Source organism: Runella sp. SP2 (assembly GCF_003711225.1).
GTDB lineage: Bacteria > Bacteroidota > Bacteroidia > Cytophagales > Spirosomataceae > Runella.
This window is the reverse complement of sequence record NZ_CP031031.1, coordinates 14,258-36,493: the sequence shown is the minus strand read 5'-3', so window position 1 is coordinate 36,493 and position 22,236 is coordinate 14,258. Positions and strand designations below refer to the sequence as shown.

General features: G+C 38.9%; 12 protein-coding genes. 11 read left to right on the top strand and 1 reads right to left on the bottom strand.

Features of this window, described 5'->3' with window-relative positions; translation table 11 throughout:
- Positions 1-423: 423 nt before the first annotated feature.
- The 11 genes from DTQ70_RS30100 to DTQ70_RS30050 all read left to right on the top strand — a co-directional run bounded on the left by DTQ70_RS30100 (position 424) and on the right by DTQ70_RS30050 (position 19,738).
- A complete protein-coding gene (locus DTQ70_RS30100) occupies positions 424-1,479 on the top strand; it encodes a PorP/SprF family type IX secretion system membrane protein (RefSeq protein ID WP_122934653.1) in 1,056 nt (351 codons plus the stop codon).
- 17 nt (positions 1,480-1,496) lie between these two features.
- A complete protein-coding gene (locus tag DTQ70_RS30095) occupies positions 1,497-5,513 on the top strand; it encodes a caspase family protein (protein ID WP_122934652.1) in 4,017 nt (1,338 codons plus the stop codon).
- A 130-nt stretch (positions 5,514-5,643) separates the two neighbouring features.
- Positions 5,644-6,282: a hypothetical protein gene (locus DTQ70_RS30090; RefSeq protein WP_122934651.1), complete on the top strand. Its 639-nt coding sequence runs from the start codon at positions 5,644-5,646 to the stop codon at positions 6,280-6,282.
- Positions 6,282-6,764, top strand: coding sequence for a hypothetical protein (locus DTQ70_RS30085; protein WP_122934650.1), 483 nt, complete (start codon positions 6,282-6,284; stop codon positions 6,762-6,764). The genes DTQ70_RS30090 and DTQ70_RS30085 overlap by 1 nt, the downstream gene beginning before the upstream one ends.
- Before the next feature lie 33 nt (positions 6,765-6,797).
- A complete protein-coding gene (locus DTQ70_RS30080; RefSeq protein ID WP_122934649.1) occupies positions 6,798-7,073 on the top strand; it encodes a hypothetical protein in 276 nt (91 codons plus the stop codon).
- Positions 7,074-7,092: 19 nt separating this feature from the next.
- The gene (locus DTQ70_RS30075; RefSeq protein ID WP_122934648.1) at positions 7,093-10,521 is read left to right on the top strand and encodes a PKD domain-containing protein; all 3,429 of its coding nucleotides are present in this window, start codon (positions 7,093-7,095) and stop codon (positions 10,519-10,521) included.
- A 15-nt stretch (positions 10,522-10,536) separates the two neighbouring features.
- Positions 10,537-11,163 carry a WD40 repeat domain-containing protein gene (locus DTQ70_RS30070; RefSeq protein WP_122934647.1) on the top strand — a complete coding sequence of 209 codons (627 nt, stop codon included), beginning with the start codon at positions 10,537-10,539 and terminating at the stop codon, positions 11,161-11,163.
- A 426-nt stretch (positions 11,164-11,589) separates the two neighbouring features.
- On the top strand, positions 11,590-14,490 hold the full coding sequence (locus DTQ70_RS30065) for a caspase family protein (protein ID WP_122934646.1): 2,901 nt from the start codon (positions 11,590-11,592) through the stop codon (positions 14,488-14,490).
- A gap of 34 nt (positions 14,491-14,524) precedes the next feature.
- Complete coding sequence (locus DTQ70_RS30060; RefSeq protein ID WP_122934645.1) at positions 14,525-16,726, top strand: hypothetical protein; 2,202 nt, start codon at positions 14,525-14,527, stop codon at positions 16,724-16,726.
- Positions 16,704-17,672 (top strand): tetratricopeptide repeat protein, encoded by a 969-nt coding sequence (locus DTQ70_RS30055; RefSeq protein WP_122934644.1) that lies wholly within the window; start codon positions 16,704-16,706, stop codon positions 17,670-17,672. The genes DTQ70_RS30060 and DTQ70_RS30055 overlap by 23 nt, the downstream gene beginning before the upstream one ends.
- 170 nt (positions 17,673-17,842) lie before the next feature.
- The gene (locus tag DTQ70_RS30050; RefSeq protein ID WP_122934643.1) at positions 17,843-19,738 is read left to right on the top strand and encodes a caspase family protein; all 1,896 of its coding nucleotides are present in this window, start codon (positions 17,843-17,845) and stop codon (positions 19,736-19,738) included.
- Here the strand turns inward: DTQ70_RS30050 and DTQ70_RS30045 are convergent.
- Positions 19,716-22,109 (bottom strand): hypothetical protein, encoded by a 2,394-nt coding sequence (locus DTQ70_RS30045; RefSeq protein WP_122934642.1) that lies wholly within the window; start codon positions 22,107-22,109, stop codon positions 19,716-19,718. The two genes, DTQ70_RS30050 and DTQ70_RS30045, sit on opposite strands and share 23 nt — an antisense overlap.
- Between the last annotated feature and the right edge of the window lie 127 nt (positions 22,110-22,236).

Sequence of the window (22,236 nt, the reverse complement as noted above, 5' to 3'; positions counted from 1 at the left end):
GAATTATTTGTGATAGTTCTCCGAATTATTTGTGATAGATAAAACACCTATTTCCGAATTATTTGTGATAGTTTCCGAATTATTTGTGATACATAGACCCTTGTAGACAATGATTATCAACTAGTTACGTATCCTGAAAGTATTTAAAATATTGTTGTTTATTTAAAAGCAACATACATGTAAAAAATTTGTTGTTGTTTTAATTTTCGATGGATTTTAGGTTAAAATTTTTCCTTTTTTAACAAATATTATAATGATTTTATTGAGAGAGTGATTTTATCATTTTTAATAAAAAGTTTTTATAACGTTATTATTTCGTTATAATAATAGATAAAAAGTCATTCCTTATTAACGTTTTCCAAAAAATCGGCATTTCAAAAAGCATGATAGGTAAATGATGTCTCACTAAAACTGATTTTACCCATGAAAAATTTGTTGGTTTTGTCGCTTTGTTGGTTGTTGAGTGGAATTGCTTTCGGGCAAGATCCACAGTTTTCGCACTTTTTTAGCTCAGGGGCCTATCACAATCCCGCTTTCGTGGGAGAACTGGGGACTCTCCGCACTACCACTGTACATCGCTCGCAATGGAAAAATTTGGCCAATATCAATAGCACACTCTTTACCTTAGATGGACTGTTTGCAGATGATAAAGTAGGTCTGGGAGTAACAGTAATGCACCACAGCCAAGACCGCTGGTACAAGCGTACTGATTTGGCTGTGCCTATCGCCTTCAAGATTTGGGGCGATACCTGGAACGTGAGCATGGCGTTCCAAGTTGGTGCTTCCTTCAAGGAATTTGGTGGGTTGGGCGGTTTGACGTTGGTAGATCAATATGCCGCTCTCAATAATGGCTCTTTTGTTGCCAATAGTAATGATCCTTTGGCATCGGCCTCGCTGCAAGACCGCTATTTTTCGGCGGGATGCGGTCTTTTGTTTGATTATTTTCCGCAGGTTGGGGCATCGCGGTGGTGGCTGGGGGTAGCTGCTCAACAGGGGGCTTATCCTTTAAAGAACCAATCTTTATCTCATCCACCTCGTCGTTGGAGTGCCTTCCGCAAAAGCATCCACGGAGGCTGGCAACTCCACTTAAAAGATACCAATGGGGGCCATCAAAAAACAGAACAAAGGGAAGAGACACTCTCCGTCATGTTCAATTGGCGAAGCCAATACGGCAACCAACAGTTAGACCTCATGGCGCAATACACGTACTCGCCTCTACTTTTACAAGTAGGCTACCGAGGACTACCGCTCAAAAAAGCTGGGCCTTATTGGCAGCAAGATGCACTCATGGGTAGCGTAGGGTTACGTATGGGGCGAGTCCAGTTTGTTTATACCTACGACCTCACTATCAGCGGCCTCAAAGGCGTGGGAAGCCATGAAATTGGATTTACGATTGGACTTATTGAACCATTGTTTAAATTTGGTGCCAAGAGAGATACCCCTTGTGAAAGAGAAGATTATTTTTATGCTCGTTTTTAACCTCCTCCCTTACTCCAATGAAAAAGTTGATCTATATTGCTATGCTCCTGATAGGGGTTGCCACTTGGGCACAAAAGCCTGAACTCCGTATCCCGATAGGGCATTATGGACAAATTAATGATTTACAAGAATCACCCGATGGCAAACTTTTGGCCAGTGCGTCCGCCGATGGGACGATTAAGATTTGGGAAAAAAATACGGGCATTCTACTTAAAACGCTCGAAGGGCATAGTAGGGAAGTGAACTCTATTGATTTTTCGTCAGACGGTAAGACGATTGTGTCAGGAAGCTCTGACAAAACTGTGGTGCTATGGGATGTATTTTTAGGGCAACAAGTAGCTGTTTTAGGTAAGCACGAAGGGTCAGTTCAATTTGTAGCCTATTCTCCTGACGGGAAATTTATTCTCTCTATGGCCGTTGCTAACCTCGAAGCCTTCCAAAAGTATCATCATCAAGATATTCGTAAGTTTCTGAAAACAATAGGCAACGAACCCATTAAAGTTTGGAATACGAGTACACGAAAAGAAGAAGAAAACTTATCTAACCATCAGACTACTATCAAGTTACTGCATTTTTTACCCAATAATGATGAGAGTAGAAAAAGCGAAGGGTTTGCTCAGGCAGGTGTTGTCTATGGAACAAAATACTGCATGAAATTACTAATGATTGAGAAGGGTATTCTAAGTCAAATAATTGAAGACAAGAAGAGAGATAATAAAAAGGGACAAAATCTTGAAAATTATAAGGTTATTTATGTACCAACCACAAGTCAATTTATGAGCAATAGTCCAGAGGATGGGCTTGAAAAATGGGAAGCTATTACCAATAAGTTTTCGGGTAAAATAAAAGTAGATAGCCTCATTACTGGGACAAAATATGATTCAAATATAAAGTTTGGGGCCTTTATGGATGGCACTATCACAAACTTTCAATACTTCACCAATGATAAATTCACAGTACTCACATCCGCTCAAAAAATCTTGATTATTGATAGGTTTCGTAAGGAAACAAACGTTTTTGAGATAAATACCTCTGAAAAAAAATCATACGCTTCAGGGAATATTGAAGGTATGGAGTCAATCTTGTTTCAGTTCATCCAATCATCTATAAGTTATGCTGGGGTTATTTCTCAGTTAGAAATTTCAAAAGATGGTCAATTCCTATTGGGTTTCTCGACAGGAACTATCATGCTCTCATCAAAAAATGGTCTAAAACGCAAAGAATACGAAGGAGATGGGCAACGAAATGTAAGTGCTGTTGCATGGGGCGAAAATGACCAAAGTATTTTAACGGGCCATTGGGATAATTTTTCAAAAAAGTTCAATTTCACAAATGGTCAATTTCAAATCTTACATAAACATTCTGCCACAGTAAGTGGTGTTAAATCTACGTCTGATTTTGATTTTGCTACAAGTGCAGATATCCCCAACTATAATGATAATAATAGAAAAGAGACGAATATATGGGGAATTGACAATGTGCTTTGGAAGAGAAACGAAGCTACTCCGTCTGTTTTTCGCATAAACGAAAATAGTATAGTAGTATGTTGTAACTCACAAATATCTAACAAAGGTAAATATATTGCTACCTATGGAAAACTTGATGAGTTTGGCGGTATTTACCTATTCAATATTGAAGGCAAAAGATTGGCAAGAAAATTGGACTATCCCAAAATAGTTGATGTAGACAATCCAGAATTGATGATGTTCTTAGGTATGAGAATATTTTCTGGACGGTTTTCATTGTTCGATATATCTCCTACTGGTAACTCTCTCGTTTTTTCAAACGACGATTCACTGGTAGCTGCTCTTACAAATGCCAATACTCAAATCGGTGTATGGAATGTCAACACTGGTAATTTATTAAAAGACATCAATCCCAAAGAAAAAGGGCTTAAAGCGATTGCTTTCTCGCCCGATGGGCGTTTTTTAGCTTATGGTGGTATTAATGAAAAGGTAACTTTGATGGATCTATCCAATGAGCGAAAAAACAATTTCAAAGACCATACTGGAACTATTTTCCGCCTTCAATATTCAATAGATGGGCGGTATTTGGCTTCTGGTTCAGAAGACCAAACTATCGTCATCAGAGATGGAAATACAGGAACTTATATCAGGACATTAAAAGGGCATACAGGCTCTGTCAATGGCTTAGATTTTTCAAAAGATGGTAAGTATTTATTGTCTGGGTCAAATGATCATACTGCCAAAATCTGGTCTGTTCAGACAGGTAAAGAATTAGCTTCTCTAATATCCGTTGACTCTACCGATTGGGTAATAACCAGCCCTGAAGGCTTTTTTGATGCCAGTCCAGGGGCCATGAAAAAGATGTACTACGTGCAGGGGCTGGAAACCTTTGATTTGGTGCAGTTGAAAGAACGGTACTGGGTGCCTGGGTTGATGCAAGAGTTGCTGGGTTATACACAAAACGGCCTCCCGCCAAGTATCAAAGATACTCGTATTCCTCTACCGCCCGCGGTTAAATTATCGCTCAAAGGAGATGTCCTTACCATCAAAGCCACCAAACGCGACGGTGGATTGGGAAAGATTGTGCTCTTTATAGATAACATTGAGGTAGAAACGGACTTGCGTACTCAAAAGTCAACCAATCCTGCATCGGGTGAATTTGTCCGTACGCTTTCCCTAAAAAACTATCAACGTTTTTTAGGGAATGGCACCAACCTACTGCGAGTGGTCGCTTACGAACAAAGCAACCAAATCAGTACCCGAGGTGACACCATAAGCTACGTGCTCACTGGGGCTGCAAAAAATCCCATAGAACCGATGGTATCGTCGGGCGGAGTTACGCCTAAAGCCGAGGTAAAGGTCAAAAAAGCATCTTTTTACGGAGTAACGATAGGGGCAAATACTTTGGGGTTACGGTATGCCTCCAAAGATGCCGAAGTGATGAAACAGATAATCGAAAAAGTGGCACATTCGTTTATTGATACTACGCAAGGAAAGGTAAAAATGGTTCTCTTTTCTCAGGCGCAGCCAACCGCTTTCCAGCCTACCAAAGAAAACATAATTCGGTACTTGACAGAACTAAAAAAAGTCATCAAGCCCGAAGACTACCTCTATTTTTTCTTCTCTGGGCACGGGAAGGTTTTTACCAATAAAGCGGGCGAGAACGATTTTGCCATGTTGCTGCAAGGCATAAGGCAAGAAAGTACCGACCTGAGCAAAACCACGTTATCGGAATTTGTGGAGAAAAATTATGTCTTGGCCACTCGCAACGAACTCACCAAGCTGTTGAACGACTTACCCGCCCGCAAAAAAATTATTGTCATGGATGCTTGTGGCTCAGAGTCTGCAGCGCAATTGCAGGCCGATGCGCTGGTGATGAAACAAAATCGGCCCAACAGAGAAAAAGCCTTAGACAATATGAGTAGCAGGACGGGGATTTATTTTTTGGCCAGTTCGGCCACCAATCAAGCCTCTTTTGAGCACCCCCTATACGAACACGGTTTTTTGACGTATAGCTTGCTGCGGGGCATAAAATCGGGAGCGGCTACCAAGTACTTTGGAGCAGAGGCATATTTGGAGATAAGTACTTGGTTCAATTATGCCGAAGTCAATACCCCCAAAGTAGCAGCGGCTGTGGGTCAAGTACAGCAACCTAAATTTTTGACCCCGAAGCAAGCCCAAAACGATATTTATTTAGGAATCGTAGATGAGGCCACTCGCAGCAGTGTAAATCTACTCGAAGGAAATAAACTCAAAATAGGCAGTTGTAGTTTTCAGGACGAGGATTTAGGCGACATACTCGAACTAAGCGATAAACTCAATGCCAAACTACGAGACGAGTCCGAGCAAAGTGCAGATTTTTGGTATGAAAATACGATCACCGAGGGCACTTTCTCCCTGCGCGGGAGGTATAAACGAGCAGTCAATGGCATGATTCCCGTAGAAATCAATCTTTACAAAGGCAAAACGCTTCTTCGGAAATTGGGCGTAATTGAAATAAAAGACGACAATTTGCTTGTTAATCAGCTAAAAGAAAAATTGATGCAGGAAGCTAAAAAGAAAGATTAGTCCTGACATACCTTCCACTCTCAAATCCCTTGGTGCGTTCTGCCATAAAGGGATTTTTTTATTCTTCATCTGAAAAAAACAGTCATTGAATAAGCATGAATAAGTGAGTTTCACTAAAACACTTATCATCATGTTTAGCTACAGAATTGCCCAAACAGCACAAGAAAAAGAAGATGTCCTTTCGCTGGCACAAGCATCCTATTCCAAAGTACATCAAGGAAGTAATTATAAAGCGAGTATCTCAGCCCCTTTTTTTGAGGCGATAGAAGACACCATTCTGTTGCTTTATTACCAAGATAAATTGGTGGGAACCATTTCTATTTTCCAAAATAAATATGGGGGACTATTACCCTCAGAATATTATTTTGGTTTTAGTAAATCTCCCTTTGAAAAAACACAGGTAGAAGTGGGCCGATTGGCCAAGGTCTTGGATTTTCCATTACCAAAGGAGATTGAAAGTAAAATTTTAAATGTGCTGATATGGTTGTGTATTCGCTACCTACATGAACATGAATACACGGGATATATCTGTTCGGTTCAAGCCAATTTGTGTCAAAAGCTTACGCAGCTTGGTTTTGAACCTTACCACTTGGAAAACGTCATCGTGAATCCCATTGCTGAGGCATTTGGTAATTATGTCGAAAGAAAAAATCTTTCTTTTTTACACTGTCAGACAGATGTTTGTTGGCAAGCACTAAAACGATTGAATATTCATCAATATCTTCTTACTATCCCTGTTTTAGTGGAAGATGAAATAGGGATTAACTGATGGAAAAAGTACTTATATTATGGTGTCTTTTAGCATTGGGGGGGTGTGAATCCCCCAAAAAAAACACGCCTACGGTAGATATACAACAATTGACCCAATCGGAATGGGTTTTACAAAAGGAGATTATCCTTTCAGATGTTTGTACTTCCCAACCAATTACTGAGGAAACAGATACAACCAACAAAGCTCCAACTTACTATCGGTTGTACGATAATGGGCGTTTTGAAATTGGAAATATAGATACGATTGCAGTAGAACACCCGCCCCCGATGACGATTATCTGCAAAGGCTGGTGGGATACCAAGGGGAGTGAGCTAATGCTACAATTTACCGAAGGAGATGTCGTAACGGCTACCATTACGCATTTATGCAGAGATACACTTCAACTTGATCGAGGACTTGTGACTGAAAAAGAGGAACAAAAAATTTATCGGCAATTTTTTCTAAAACAAAAAAAAGGTGAATTGAAAAGCATGAACTAACAGATAGTGTATCTCAAAATCTAATAATAAATCATGATTATTGATTTGATTTCAAGCGTATTGAATAGCCAAAGCGAGAATGCTTTTTGCCAACAAGGACAGTACGAAGATGACGACATTGTCATCTTTGAACAGTCAAAATATCAGGCAGTGTTTAGTTTGCCTCAACAGTGTTTATGGTGTAATGATTCCGAATTGATGTTTTCGGTATTGGTTGAGCTAAACCAACATTTACTGGATGGGTATTTTGAACTTGGTGAAACACCTTGGATAGCGTATTGGAAACGGGATTTTAGCGTAGGTATTTAACCAAATAATCAAAAGAAATATGAAAAAGATAGCTTGCATTTTAGCAATTGTTTTGGCGGGTATTGCCAAAATCTATGCCCAGGTACCCAAAGAGGCCGTAAATGCCGCCGCATTGAAGGGTGTTTTTTGCATAGATGCTGGCACTAAGACGAGTCGTGCAGGCATACGCATCAAAGTGCCTGCTTGGACAGAACATATTGTTAAATTCCGTATAGAGTGGGGTAATCGCACCGAAAACTTGACTGTTGATTTACCAAAATCAAGCAGAGATACCTCTATCGTCAGAGAGAATGATTTTGACTTGGCTGATTGTATGGTGTACAAACGCCATGAAGTATCTGTTTGGGTTTCTTTTCATCCATCTACTAAATTAGCAGACTACCCAGCTCCTGCTAACATCTTCTTCAGCAATACTCCCACCGCTATTATTACTGCTCCCGCACCTTGTGTGGATAAGTTGGCGAAATTTCAAATAAAACTCTGTCCCGAAGAAGGAACTACTACTCAAATCAACTACGGCAATGGCCAAACTGAAAGCAAAACCAATCATGACTACTCGACCACCTACACGAGTACGGGGAGTTTTCAGGGTACGCTTTCGCTCAAAAATGGTTGTGTAACCGAAGCCATCAATATTCCTTTTACAATCAATGTGATTGATGGCGCAGTTGCTGCCTTAGCCGATTCGGGTTCAAGGGCTATCAGTAAAGACACCGCACTGGTATGCCTTACCAACGGCAAGGCCATCGTCCGTTTAGATGCCAGCGGGTCAAAAGGAAGCGTATATTACTACACGTTATCAAATGGTATTCGTTGGGTAGGAGGTACACCCAATACCCAAAACGCCACTCCTCGCATAGAGTTTAGTAGTCCAGGTATTTATACCGTAACGTTGGAGGTAGAAAACAGCTGTAAAGTTCGTTCCCAGAAGGTGACCCTTGTCTATAAAGTTTCGGCGGCTCCTACACTCAATTTACCCATGTTTCCTGATTTGTGCCAACGCACGCTCTTCAAAATTACCAATCCAGTAGCGGGTGTGAAGTATTTTTTGAACGATAGCCTCGAAATCACCGCAGCAGGAGTATGGCTTGATTTTTCGGATAAGCCCTACAAAATCACAGCGAGTGCCAACAATGAATGTACGGGCAATGTACCTGTGAAATTGGAGCGACAATTTTGGATTAGGGGTATCGAAAAAATGAAAATAACCTTCCCACGCGATACTACCTTATGCGTAGGGAGTCCCCGTTTTGCCTTAGTTGCCAATACCACTGGTGGCCGCTGGCTTATCAACAATCAGTTATTTCAAGGTACTTCATTTGACCCCAAACAAAAAGGCGAGTTTTGGGTCAAATACCAACAGGGTACACCACCATGTGCCGCTGCCGACTCGATAAAAATAACGGTCATAGGCACAGAGCTACGTGTGATAGACCAAACCGTATGCGAACAAGCTCCCTCGGTCGTACTAAAAGCCGACCTATCGGGCGGTGTTTGGAGTTGCAATGGTTGCCAAATCAAGGAGGATACGCTGTTTTTACAGGGTCTGACAGCATCGCAAGTGATGGTCAATTATACGGTCAGAGGAAGCATGGGTTGCCCAGGCACAGCCACTGGCACAGTGACAATCGGACGGCCGCGCATCAATCGGTTGTTGGTCAAAGGCGCGTGTGTAGGTCAAGCACCCGACGTTCAGGCAGAGATTATAGGTACCAACCAAGTGCGTTGGTATGTAAATGGTGCATTGGCCTCGACCGATCTAAAACCAAGATTGATGCTGCCTGCGGGTACCTCCAATGTGAAATTAGAAGCTGGCGCACTTGATTGTTTTGTGAGTCAGTCGGTCCAAGTCGAAATGGCCAGTCCCGTTGCTCCGTTCAAAATTTTGGCCAGCACTACCCGAGGCTGCGGGCCGTTGGAGGCAGTCCTGACGGTCAATCAGCCTGCTCGCGCTGATGTATCCTATCGTTGGGAAAAAGAGGGACAAGTCATAGCTACTACTCACCAACTACCGCCTCAACGCCTCACCAACAGCACACTACAAGATCAAAAGGTGGTGTATCGCCTTATTCAAACTTCTTCATCAGGCTGTGGCAATCCACAAACTGAATCGATCGAGGTTACAGTATTGGCTCGGCCCTTCGTGCAAATAGGCATTGACTCGACGGCAGGACGTTGCTCGCCCGCCCAGTTTTTGGTCACGGATGTATCTCCAATAAAAGTCCAACGCCGATTACTATACGTCAATGGGCAACTGACGACATTTGAAAGCAATGAGAAATGGCTGAGTTTACCTGCTCTGGGCGACTCACTGACGATCTACACTATAAAGCTCGTGGGTATCAATGAGTGTGATACTGTCAGCGATGAATTGAAGCTGAAAGTGTATCCTACGCGTCTGCGTATGGCGCTTTGGATGAGTGCCACCGAAGTCTGTGTGGGGAGTAGCCTTCAGTTACAAAATACCACCCCAGGAAGTGCGGAGGCCGAGGTAACGTTTCTGTTCTCTGACAATACCCGATACAACGGGCAGCGAGTAGCCAAAACGTTTGACAAAATAGGTACTTATACTGTCAGAATGATTGTAAAGCTCAACTGCGTCACTGATACTACCCGCCCAAGAACAGTAGTGGTCGTATCTCCCCCAAAGCCCAGTGTACAGTTGGCAACCTCGACAGTTTGCCCCAACGAACCCATTCGTCTACGGGTATCAGGGTCGGGTGCATTTGTGGTTGAACCAGAAGGGCTATCCAAAGACAGTACCAATGCCAACCCTATTTTTCGCTTTGCGACCTCGGGTACAAAAACGATTCGGGTTCGGGTGTATGGTGCAAACAGAAACTGCTATGCCGATACACTCATACGGGTTACGGTACGCCCTGCTCCCAAAGCCCGTGGCCTTATGCTCCCCGAGGCTATTTGTCCCAGCCAAATCGTACAACTACAGATGGATATGGAACGAGCCGCTACCGAGTACGAATGGCGCATTTCGGCACCACAACAGCCTGTAATCATCCTGAAAGGACCCCAACCAACGGTCAATTTTACCAACAGTGGTTTATACGATATACAGGTAAAGTTTAGTGATGGAACTTGCCAAGACTCCCTCCAATCGTTCAATGCGCTGCGCGTAGCCAACTGCCAATTGGGTTTTCCACAGGTATTTACCCCCAATAGCGACGGACTGAGCGACAAATGGGTGCCGTTTGGTGGGGAGGGTATCAAAAAAATAACCTATCGGATATTGGATTTGAACGGCTCAACGATTTTCTTTGAAGAGGACGTTGCTCCCAACGATTTAACGAGGGGATGGAACGGAATGAATGGACAGCAGCAACCCGCAGGTGAAGGCACTTATGTTTACCAGGCCGATGTGTATTTTATAGGCAGCAACAAACCTAAACGCGAACAAGGAACTATCAGATTAATCAGAGACAAAACCAATTAAAAACTCTTTTTACTAATGAAAAACTCGGTTAAACACCTATGCATTTTCTACGGAATACTTATTTTATATACTACTGCCAAAGCTCAAAAATCGCATTTGATAATTCCTAATATAAGTTTGGATAAGTTAACAACCATAACGTGTATAAATTTTTCACCAAACAGTCATTATTTAATTTCTGGTAGCACCGGTGGTGAGATTAAACTATGGGAAGCTAGCAGTAGTAGATTATTACATACGTTTAAAGGTTATAAAGAACCTGTTAAAAATTTAATGTTTTCAAAAGATGGAAAAAATATTTTAGCAGTTTCATCCAAAGGAAATATTAAAATTTGGAATTTAGCAAATACCAAGTTGCTTGATAGCTTACTTTTAAATGAAAGTATTGAACTATCTAAAGCTGAATTTTCACCTGATGGGAAATATGTATCAATGCATAGAATACATAGTCATTTTATTCGTATTTATGAATTAAATTCAAAAGAATGGTTCGATATAACGGCAAACCATAGTACATTCTCCACAAATATTGCAATGTCTTTTTCATCAGACAATAAATATTTTTTATCTGGTTTAAATGGCCCAAGGGATGTTAAATTAACTCTTTATCACTTAAAAATACGGAAACCTATTAAAGGTTAGACAAACGATAGTGGAGGATATGGTGGGTCTTTTTTACCAGACAATGAATCGATAGTATGGTACGGAAAATTTAATGATAAGTCACTTATTTTTAATTATAAGTTAGAAATTCCAGTCGGGCAGATAAGAGCAATGATTCCCCCCGACTCTATCTATTCAGTAGCAATACCATAAGAACCAAAAGATTTAAATTATAATGGAAATGCTGGAAATAAAGCTAAAACTGTTGCTCGTTCTTTCTTTACTTTTTCAGGAAAATATTTAACTTTCTCTAATGATGGAAGTCGTTTTTTAAGTTTAACTGACGATAAATACAGAAATGATCTTTTCAAAACAACGAGCATATTTAGAAATGAAGAAATTACTGAAAAATACGATGGATTCTATGATAATAATAATAAGTTAACCACAAAAAAAGAAGGAGAAATGTTAGTTTTAACTGAACTTATAAATGGCAAAATAATAAACCGAATATTCAACAATTATACTGCTTTTAAATTTTCTCCAAACAATAAATATGTTGCATTGGCTAGATTAAATCAAATTGAAATTTGGGACCAAAATCTTCAAAGTATATTGAGTTCGAGTGATAATTTCTTATTCAAAAAAGAGGAGTCGTTAAGTGGTCGAATATCTTTTGATAAAAATGGAAATGAAATACTTTTTGAACAAATAAATGAAACAATTAAAAGGTGGGATTTTAAAACGGGCAAATTTTTTGATTATTTAAAAAAAGAAACCATAAAAAAAGATATTGTTGAAAAAAAAATGAATTTTAAAGAGCAATATTCAGTCATTAAATTAATCAATCCGATACAAAAAGATATGGCTAATCTATGGAAGATAAGTGGAGGTAAGTGGCCTTTTAAAAGTAAAATAAAAAATTGGATTTCTAAAATCAACTTAAAGAATGACGATAAAATAGATATATTCAAAGATGAACCTATAATATTTTCAAAATTTAGTTCATTAGCAGCCACTATGATGGATAGTTGTTTATACATATGGAATACTGAAACAAATGAAGTAATAGATGAATTGGTCAGCCCTAATGGAAACTGGGAAGATTTAGAATTTCAATCTGATGGAACAAGTTTTTTAGTAGTTACATCTCAGTTAAAAAGCAAATGGATAAGTGAAAATAACAAATGGAAAAAAATTAAGGTGTTTCGTTCAGAAATTATAAATTCGTCATTAACTTCTCAGGATGCTCGAATACCATTTGTAGATGACAATGAATATATAGCTACTTATGATGATAATGGGAGTATATTATTAGAAAATAAAAAAACACGATACAACAGAATCTTGCGAGGCCATACGGGTCATATTATGGGAGTTGCTTTCTCACCTAACAATCAATTTATGATTTCTGTGGCAACCGATAATTTGATAAAAATGTGGGATTTAGAGTCTGGAAAAGAGATGGTTACATACATCCCATTTGGTGATAAAGGATGGATAACTATTACACCTTCGGGACTTTTTGATGCTTCAGCAAATGCTTCCGAATTAGCACATTACTCAGTACAAGATACAACTGATGATCAACAACCTTGGAAATCCATTGAGTTTAACCAAATACGCCATAGATATTATCGTCCTGGTTTACTACCTATTTTATTTGGTTATTCAAGCGAATCAATTCGCTCTATACCTAACATTGAGGCAATTCCCTTACCTCCCTCTGTTGAGTTAAATTTAGATGGCCATGAGCTCATTGTTAGGGTAGAAAATAAAGGGGGTGGTATTGGTCGAATTGCTGTCGGGATTAATGAAAACGAGCTAATTTCCGATTTAAGGCCACGTTTTGTCCCGAACAATAAAGAACTTAAGTTGAAAATAAATTTGAATAGATTCAATGCTTGGCTGAGTAGAAAAAATCTAAACAGATTATCAGTAACAGCTTTTAATAACGAAAATTGGGTAAGTTCTACTCCAAGAATCATAGAAATACCACCTATAAATTTTAACCCAAATGCTACAGTACTGGAAGAAACTGTACCTTCTAGTTGGATTTTCTCTACTATCGATACTTTGACAAAAAAGAAAGGCATAGAAAAACAAATATCCACAAGTAGTCCTACGAGTAAAAAGACACCTAACTCAAATGAAAAATTACAAATAAAGGCTTTGGTAGTAGGCGCTTCTACAGCTGGTCTTCACTTTGCGCACAAAGATGCTGAAAAAGTAGGTTCGGCTTTATCATTAGTATGTAGTCGAATGGTTGGTAAAGAGAATACTAATATTCAAGTTCTTAGTTTTCCAACCAAAAACCCTACTCAAATAGCAAATAAAAAATCAGTCATTGCTGCATTGGAATCAGCTAAAAATTTATCTGTAGATGATATATTTATTTTGTATCTAAGCGGCCACGGGGTTCACTATAAAACGCAATCACCTTCTAATGAAGACTTATACTTTTTATTAGCAGGTGCCCAAACAACAGATGTTACCCAAATGAACGATACACAGACCAGGGAAAAATATATGTTGTCTTTCAGTACATTGAGAGATTATTTACAACAGATTAAAGCAAGCAAAAAATTGGTAATCCTCGACTTATGTGGAGCTGGTCAAGGTATTTCAACCCTATTAAGTCAGAGTAAATCTATATCAGAGGGTGAGCTCAAAGTGTTAGAAGACCTTAAAGAACGTTCTGGTATTTATATATTAGCCAGTTCCGCTTCTAATAAATCAAGTTTTGAAAGTAATAGCCGTCAACAAGGACTTGCTACCTATGCTTTTTTACGTGGGCTTCGTGGAGGAAGCAGCAGTGTTACAGAGACACAGAGGGGTAATGTTTATATAAGTGTTATTGGATTACTAAATTATATTGTGAAAGAAGTTTCTATTTTAGCTAATGAAATAGGAGTGGGTCAGCAAGCTTTCTTTGTAAAAGGAGCAGCTCCTGGGCGAGAGGCACAAGTTGATTTTAATATTGGTATTGTAGATGATAACATCCGCAGTGCCATATCAATTGAAGAAGTAAAACCTGTTATCAGAGTTGAAAATTTTCGAAAAAATACCCCCCCAGAAATAGATGAACTCAAATTTACAGCAGGGATTAAAGGAAATTTGGATAAAACTCGATACAATCAGACGAATACTTTTGCTTATGTTGAATCAGAAGATTACCCTGGGGCTTTCGTTTTAAGTGGAACTTATTCAGGTAGCCAAAATAATATAATACTTACCTATTATTTATCAAAAAATGGTGCTTTGATTGGCACTTTTACTGATAAAGGAAAGCTTGAGGAAGTACAGGGAAGAGTGGTTCAAAAGATCACACAATATTTCAGTAAAATGTATCACTTCAAAAATTAGAAAAACAAAACCGAAAACCAAAATCATTAAGTAAATGAATATATTAGATTATGAGCAAGGGACAAATTTACTTACCCTTCAGGCAAGGTTTGATTTTCAAGCCTCCTTACGCTATATTGATAATAGTGATGCCGCGCATCCCAAAGTGATAGATACGTTCCTCAAACCCCACGATTCACTCCCAGACGATTACGACTTAATTTATTATTTTTTGCAACGATTCGAAGGGATTCGTCGCAATTATTTTAGAATAAATGACTGGTTTCAAGAAGAAATCATTGAGGTTGATGGGAAAGAATATCAAGTCAAAAAAATTACAGCTGCCCTTTTTCGACTTGATACAGGCATAATTGACAACCTATGGAATCTTTTTGAAGAGCAGATCATTGTGGAAGGTGATTTTGAGACCAAGAGGGTAAGTGAAATTGGTGAATTGAACGATTCGTTGAAAGCAGGCATTGAAAAATTTGCCAAAAACCAAACTAATAAAAATAATGCCTTAAAGTATTTTGAGAAGTACGTAAATGAAAAATTAAACACAGTGGATAGTGACGAAAAGACCATAACTGATAGTGAAAGAGTCAAGAGAGCTAGATTTGAGGATTTTCGGTCATTCATGGCAAACCCAAAAGACGAGAAATATAAGGAATCTTTCAATTTCCAAAAAGCTTTTTGGGATTTAGGCGACTTATTTGCGCTACGAGCATTCAAATATAAGGCAGTTCTCCGTGAAAAGTTGGATAGAAGTCCGCAAAAAGAGGCAACCGCAACGGAATTTGATGAAAGGCTTTTTGAATCACTACTTCACTGGCGGCATGACATCTATGTAAAAGAATATCAAATTGTTAAGGATTTAGCATTAAAACACTGGAATTATCAATTTTTTTTAGCTCAGTTGCTCCCACCATATGCCAGGCAGACGGCGTTTCCTAGAGAGTTACAAACCCGTTTCAATACAATTGCCCATTTTTTTGACTATATAGGCTCAAATAAGAACGAGAATACTGGTAAATTGAATGATTCTCTCAGAGATTTAATAAGATTTACAGAGAATACAAAAAGTGAAGTTCTTAATCTAAAATTAAGAGCAGACAACGATTATGAGGGGAATAATTATGGTGGAGGATATCCACAAATCTTTCGGTCTGATAAAGAAATGGCATTTAATCAAGCCAAAGAAGAAGCCATGAGGCAGCTCTATGTAAAGCTACGAGCAGGTATTTATGGTAAAATAGAAAATAGCCCATCAGCTACGATTGACCCGTCCTTGGCGATTGGTTACGCATACATCTGGTTACGTAATGATATTTTCCACGCTATATTGAATAAAATGGGTGGAGAATCAATACAATCCCGAATCAAAAAGATTAGCGTTAGAATCGAAAAGTACGAAGAAGAACTTAGAGACCTCATTTGTGGTATCGAATATGAGGAGGATTTTAAGGGTATTATGAATGATGCTATCAAGACTAATGAAAAAATCAACAGTGCCAAAGTGGAAAAACGAATACTCTATAGTGAGTTAGAGCAAGAAATTCCGATTGGGGATTCTGTTAATTCACAAGTTATTACCCCCGATTACTTGTTGGGAAAAAAGGCAGATAAATATGTTGAAGATAAACATATGCGCAATCTGATAAAAGAACAGCTGTTTGAAGACAAGGCAAACGAATATGAACAACTTTATAAACGTATTCTAATACGGCGGGAAAAAAGAGCTGGTTACGACCATTTTGATAAGATAGAAGATTATTATTTTGTTTGTTTTTATGAAGATGAGATTTTGAAGATTCCAAGAAAGGATATTATTGGCCAATACTTTGCCTATCAGCAAAATGAAAAGTTATTTAACAATCATCGAAGCGCAGGATTAAAGCTGTTTTTAAGTTTGAGAATAAAATTCTATAAAGATGATATGGTTAAATTTTTGGTTCAAAACCGAGAAAGATGTAGTTTTTTTATTGAACAGTACGTGCGAAAATTAGGAGAAAAACACAATACATCCATAAATATGAAGGCTGCATTACGTTATTCCTCAATAAAGGATTATACGCAAGTGGCACAAGAGCTTTATCGTGGTAAAAAAGAGAATATCCGTGAAAAGATAGAAGAAGGAGCGGGGCTATTACTATACTGTTTTATAGGACCTACCATCAAGCCATCGAAAGAAGTGGCTATTGATTTTATTAAACAACTTCAAAATCATTACTGCAATGGACAAGAAACAATTATTTGATACATACGGTGAGCGGGCTATTTCTCGCATGGTATTTGGAGAAGGAACGCTTACCCAACGCTCAGAAGATACTAAGTTACTCAATGCCGACGATGACCTTCGGCAGTTAGTGGCTGCATTGAAGATACAATGGTATGAACAAGAAGAAGAATATTTCAACGATGCAATCGAAGACGCGCAGGAAGAGTCAGACTGGGATACTATTTTTACGGAAGATGAGGCCGTTCCAGAAATCAGTAACGAGGCCTATCGTAAATGGAAGGGTAGCTTAGAAATCACGATTTTTGATGTGTTTCGGAATCCTACTATTGAAACAGCAAAAGAATGGTGGCAGGTAAAAACGAAAACCTTAGATTCGAAGACTACCATGAGAATCGCTGCTAGCTTCATTGGTATTTTGATGGTCTTGGGGGTTGGTTGGAGTGGGTACAATACAACTCAGTTTACTGATGGGGGAGATTTTTTAGCTCAAGGAACTGGAGTCAGTCTGGAAGATAAGGGTTGGCAGGGTGATACACCTACCGTAGCCAGCTCAGCATCCAGAAAAGACACGATATGTAATTGCGGTACGGCACAGCTTTGGCAAATATACAGGGACAAAGTGGAAGCAAATCGTGATTTTGATGGGTTTAGAAAAGACTTGGAAAAAGCCGATGCAAACTGTAAACAATTCTGGACAGGTTGGCTACTTATCGAAGAGGGGAAATCCAATGAAGCGGCCGTTGCTTTTGAAAGCTTATGGAAAACTCTTCCAACCGATGGCGAGTTGTACGAACGGACCTCTATGGGTTTGATGAAAGCTTTGTGGGAGTCAGACCAACGTGAACGACTACAAGAAGTGACAGCCTCCATACTCACTCAAAAACAGATCAACTCCGAGGCATATAAACTGGCCGAAAGATATCAAGCACTATCTGAGCGATATTGGTTTAGATTTGGGAAATAAGCAGTACACCTAGCCATTTGCGAGTCGTCACACCGTCCTTATCAAAAGGAAAAGAGGACAAGTAAAAATACATTTGAAGATCATACACAAAAAATCTCCTTTGAGTTTTCAAAGGAGATTTTTTTACGTTATTTTTGAGCTAATACCTGCCCCATAAACCTGATCAAATCATGCGCTATCTATTGCTTCTGCCCTTTGTAATAGGTTTTGGCCTCGTTGCCTTTCAACCTCCTCCACCACCCAAGATAGTTAAGGTGGCTTTGTTGATTGAGAATACAGATTTTTTACATTGGGAAAGTTTGAGCCTTAAAAAAAGTGCTAATACCGTTCAGGATCTATTGTTACAGCAAGATTTCAAGAAAGAAAATATTATGGTTTTCCGTAACGTTACGGCTGCACAATTTCGAGAAATCGTCAAAACGTTTATTGAAAAAGTAGGGCAACTACGAGCGAAGAACTATCAAGTTATTGTAGTAACCTATTTTTGTTCACACGGGACACGCATTGGAGATAGAAGTGCTGATGAAAAAGAAGTAGTAAGAGGAGATTTTAAAGACGAGATATTTATATGCAAAGATACACCCGATAGCCAAAGTTTACCTGATAATGGCGCATTGGAAAAAAAGTCAATTTTTGGCAACATAGACATGAATTGGGACAAGCACCCTAATGCTATCATTGACGATGAGATGGGGCAGTACAACGAGCGATTGATAGATACCATTGGAACTGGGGGACAGTACATCAGTTGGGCAGACTATTGTGAATCTCAGGGAACAGCAAAATCGGGAAATAATAGTTCACAATCCGAAACGGGTAATTTAATAGATGGAGGTGACTTTGCAGATTTTACTCCCTTTGAGAAACCAGAAAATCCAAATCTTTCTCGACCTTCAGCGGTGTTGATGGCGGCTACGAATGTAGAGATTAGAACAGCACCAAACGGTGAGAGTTATTTTGTTCAGGCGTTGAAAGCAGCATTTCAGGCACCTTATTTGTTTGCAAAACCTACTTTGCAGTCCATTCATGATGATTTCAAGAATGAACTTCTTAAGTTGGAGCAGAATAAAAGATACATTAGTAATGGCAAAGAAGGAATATTTTTATTAAAAGAAGGCCAAGTTGCTACTCACGCACTCATACCAAAATTGCATCAATTTACCCCAAACAGTGAAGAAGCCCCGATGTTCTTGGGAGTTTTTAAGTCTGTTTCTTGGAGTGTGAATGCTGTGGTTAAGAAAGCATTAAATTTAAAAGGTGACCCCAATGACCTAACATTTGAGTGGGACAATTTAGATACGTATAAGCCTTATAGTTATGTACAAGTCAAAGCAAAGGGAAGCAAACAATTGACAGAAGGTTTATTGATCAAAGTGAGTGATAAAAAAGGTACGGTTTTGTTACCTGCCAATGCCTTTAAATCAGAAGAATACACCATCGAACCTAACCCACTTCCCCATCAAAACGCCGCCGAAGCCCTCCAAAACACCAAAACGAAAATAGATTTGCGCGAGGTACTGAAAGCACTGCACAGTCCTTTGTTGGGGGTGAAGGTGAGCACATGGGTGGATGCCTATGAGAGAAAGACTTTGGGTGATACCATTAGATTCATCCCCCAACAAGGAATACAGCTGAAACAAGGCCAAGTCTTGACCACTCAGCAAAATATTACGATTAAAGTGGATTCCTTACAGCCAGATTTATATTATACAATTGTAGATGTGACGTCTGAAAAAGGCATACAAGCTTGCTATACAGATAGTTATGGCCAAGGTAGAGGCTTTAGTTTTATTCACCGCATCCCTTTAGAGCGTGTTGCTAAAAATGGAAAAATAATCAATTTATTCAATTGGGAAGACAATCATTTTCGTTCCCAGATTACCCCACCTCTCGGTTCTTCATTCCTGTGGGTTCTGGTAAGCGATGCCCCGATTGATGATCAAGTTTTTCGAAATGTTTTTCTGGGCAACAGCCCAATCCAAAGTGATACTGAGCATTTCAAATTATGGGAGATGCTAAAACATATTCGCTATTTTGAAGAGATTAACTACGTGGTAAGTCATTGAGAGAGTATAGTTCTGCTATTTGCTCTCTAAAGCTCTTATCTTCAATAGTATTTATAAAATCTCTAAGCAGTTGAACATCGATTTTTAGCTCTTCAGGATAGGCTGACTCTCCTCTTTTAGTATCTAAAAACTGCGGAGTAGCAAATCCTCGGATGAGTGCTTTACGAAGATACTCCAAACAGAGTTCTGCAGGTGTGTAGCCAAAAAACTCTTTGTCCCATTTTTCAATGGAATACCTATTTTTATTTGCCCATACGTGGACTGCGCTGTAGAAAAAACTACGACGGGTATTGTCAAAAGAAGGTTTGAGGTCAAAGTTGAGCTTGGCAGGCATGTGTATTATTCTATTGAAACGACCTGTGTACAGATAAGCAATCGCTTTTTTCGATTGAGGGGATAGCTGCTTATTGGTTGTGAGTAAATCTTTGAAATTTTCCCATATAAAATAGTTATGCTCATCTTCGGGTACAGCCACAAGCATAGCTGCATTAGCTTGGCTATTTTGGCTGCGATTAAAACCTGTCATAACACCAAAAGCATATAGAAATTTATTTTTAGAACTTTGCGTTCCATACAATGAAAATGAGAAACGCTCAAAAAGGGCCGAACTGCGGGCCGTCAAAATAAATTTGTCATGCGATAAATCATAGGACCCTCTCAAAATTTCATCATCCTTGACGGTTAGTTCAAACTCTCTTCCTGGCATCAATTTGAGGGGCATACGCACAAGATTTATATTACGATAGGCATAGCGTTTTCGACTCTTATCAAGATTGCTCTCATAGACAAAAGGTACATAAATAACCAAGTTTTTATCCTGTAGGAATTTAGGAAGGGGACTGGTGTATCTTGTACTCAACTGACGATAGGCAGGTAAGTAGTTCTTCTCTGACCCAAAACTAAAAAAACGATGTAGCTCAGTATCTGTCCACTTCAAATCAGCAGGGTCGTATTTTTGGCTTTGTGTTACCTCTATTATTTTGGCTATGTCCACATTTTCTAAAAATATTTTTCCTGCCTGAGGTAAGCCATAGGCTCCATCCAGATAGACACCTTTGAAGTACTTTCGATTGTATTGTCGAACTGCTTGCAGGGTCCAAATTTTCTCGTACACATGATCTTCCTCATGAGGACCTAAATTAAGCCTCCAAATATTTCCTGTCTCAGTATTTACAAATCTGACAACCCCAAAAAACTTCTCCGAAAAATTATCCCCCTCTTTCTGCACTTCCATTACACGCCCATCCGAGCATATTCGAATTGTAGAGGATTCGAGTGATACCTCAGCATAGTCATTTTCGTCTAAATAATGCCACTGATAGTATCCTGCAAACTGGCGAATTTGGCTCGCTTCATCAAAAAAAGGGAATTGATAATCGGGTGTACTTGGATGTTTGATGGCAATTTTCTGGTCAAAAAGGTAGTATCTAATTTCGGACAGCTTACTTATACAATCCTCATCATGGGATAGCCTTCTCAAAATATCATCATCAATGCGACAATTCAATTGTTTGGCCAGTGCTTCTTTTTTCAAGAATACAATGGCCGACGAATAAGCGTACTGCTCTTTTCTCGAAAAAGTGTTCAATGTACCGAGGACGAAGTCGTGCTTAAGATGATTTCTTTGCTGCAAATTGATTTGTGTAAGCACAAGATAGTCACTTGCTTTGTCCTGCGAGGAAGGGTCATCATAAATAATGTTGACTTTTTCAGTGTTCGTCCTCAATACAGTTATTTTATTCTCGGCTACTTCCCACCAATCTCCTTTTAGTTCGAGTCGGTAAGCGGAATAAAAAACTGTCAGCAAAAAATTCCCTTTTTTCGCATCATCATTAGATTGCTTTGGATAAAGGGTTATCTTCACAGTACCTATTTCACTCATTCGCTCTAACTCCGAGCGTGGGTAAAATCCCACATATTCAATTTTATCTACATGGGCATTATTAGGATGGCGCAAATCATATTTCGCACTATAAATCTGAATAGGTATTTGTGTATTATTTGGGTCAACCTCAAACTCAAAATCATCGTACCGTTCTCTAAACAGCATCCAATAGAAGGCTACTCGTTCAATTAGCCACTGCTGTGTTTTGGCTTTTTTACCTTTTTTTTGCTTTTCTGCGTCAAAAGAGTCTATATTCTTCGACGTTGCTCTAAAATCAATCTCAGCTTTGAGTTTACTGCTACAAAAGTCTTGGATTTCTTTACCTCCCCAGTAACCATGTAGAAACTCATTTATGGTTTTTTTGGTAGTCACCTTAACGGCATTTCGGTACTGCTCTATGACAAATTTTTGGGCTTCTACAATAGTCCCTAATTCCACTCTTTCGAGTTTCTTCTTCAATTCTGAGTATTCTTGTTCTAAGGCCATTTTAGGAAATTTTTTATTGACAACAATTGAAAATACAAAATATCATAAAATATATACAAATTTGTAAAATTTTTACATACAAATACAAAAATTGCTTTTTTTAAAATATTAAAGTGTTTTTTTATAT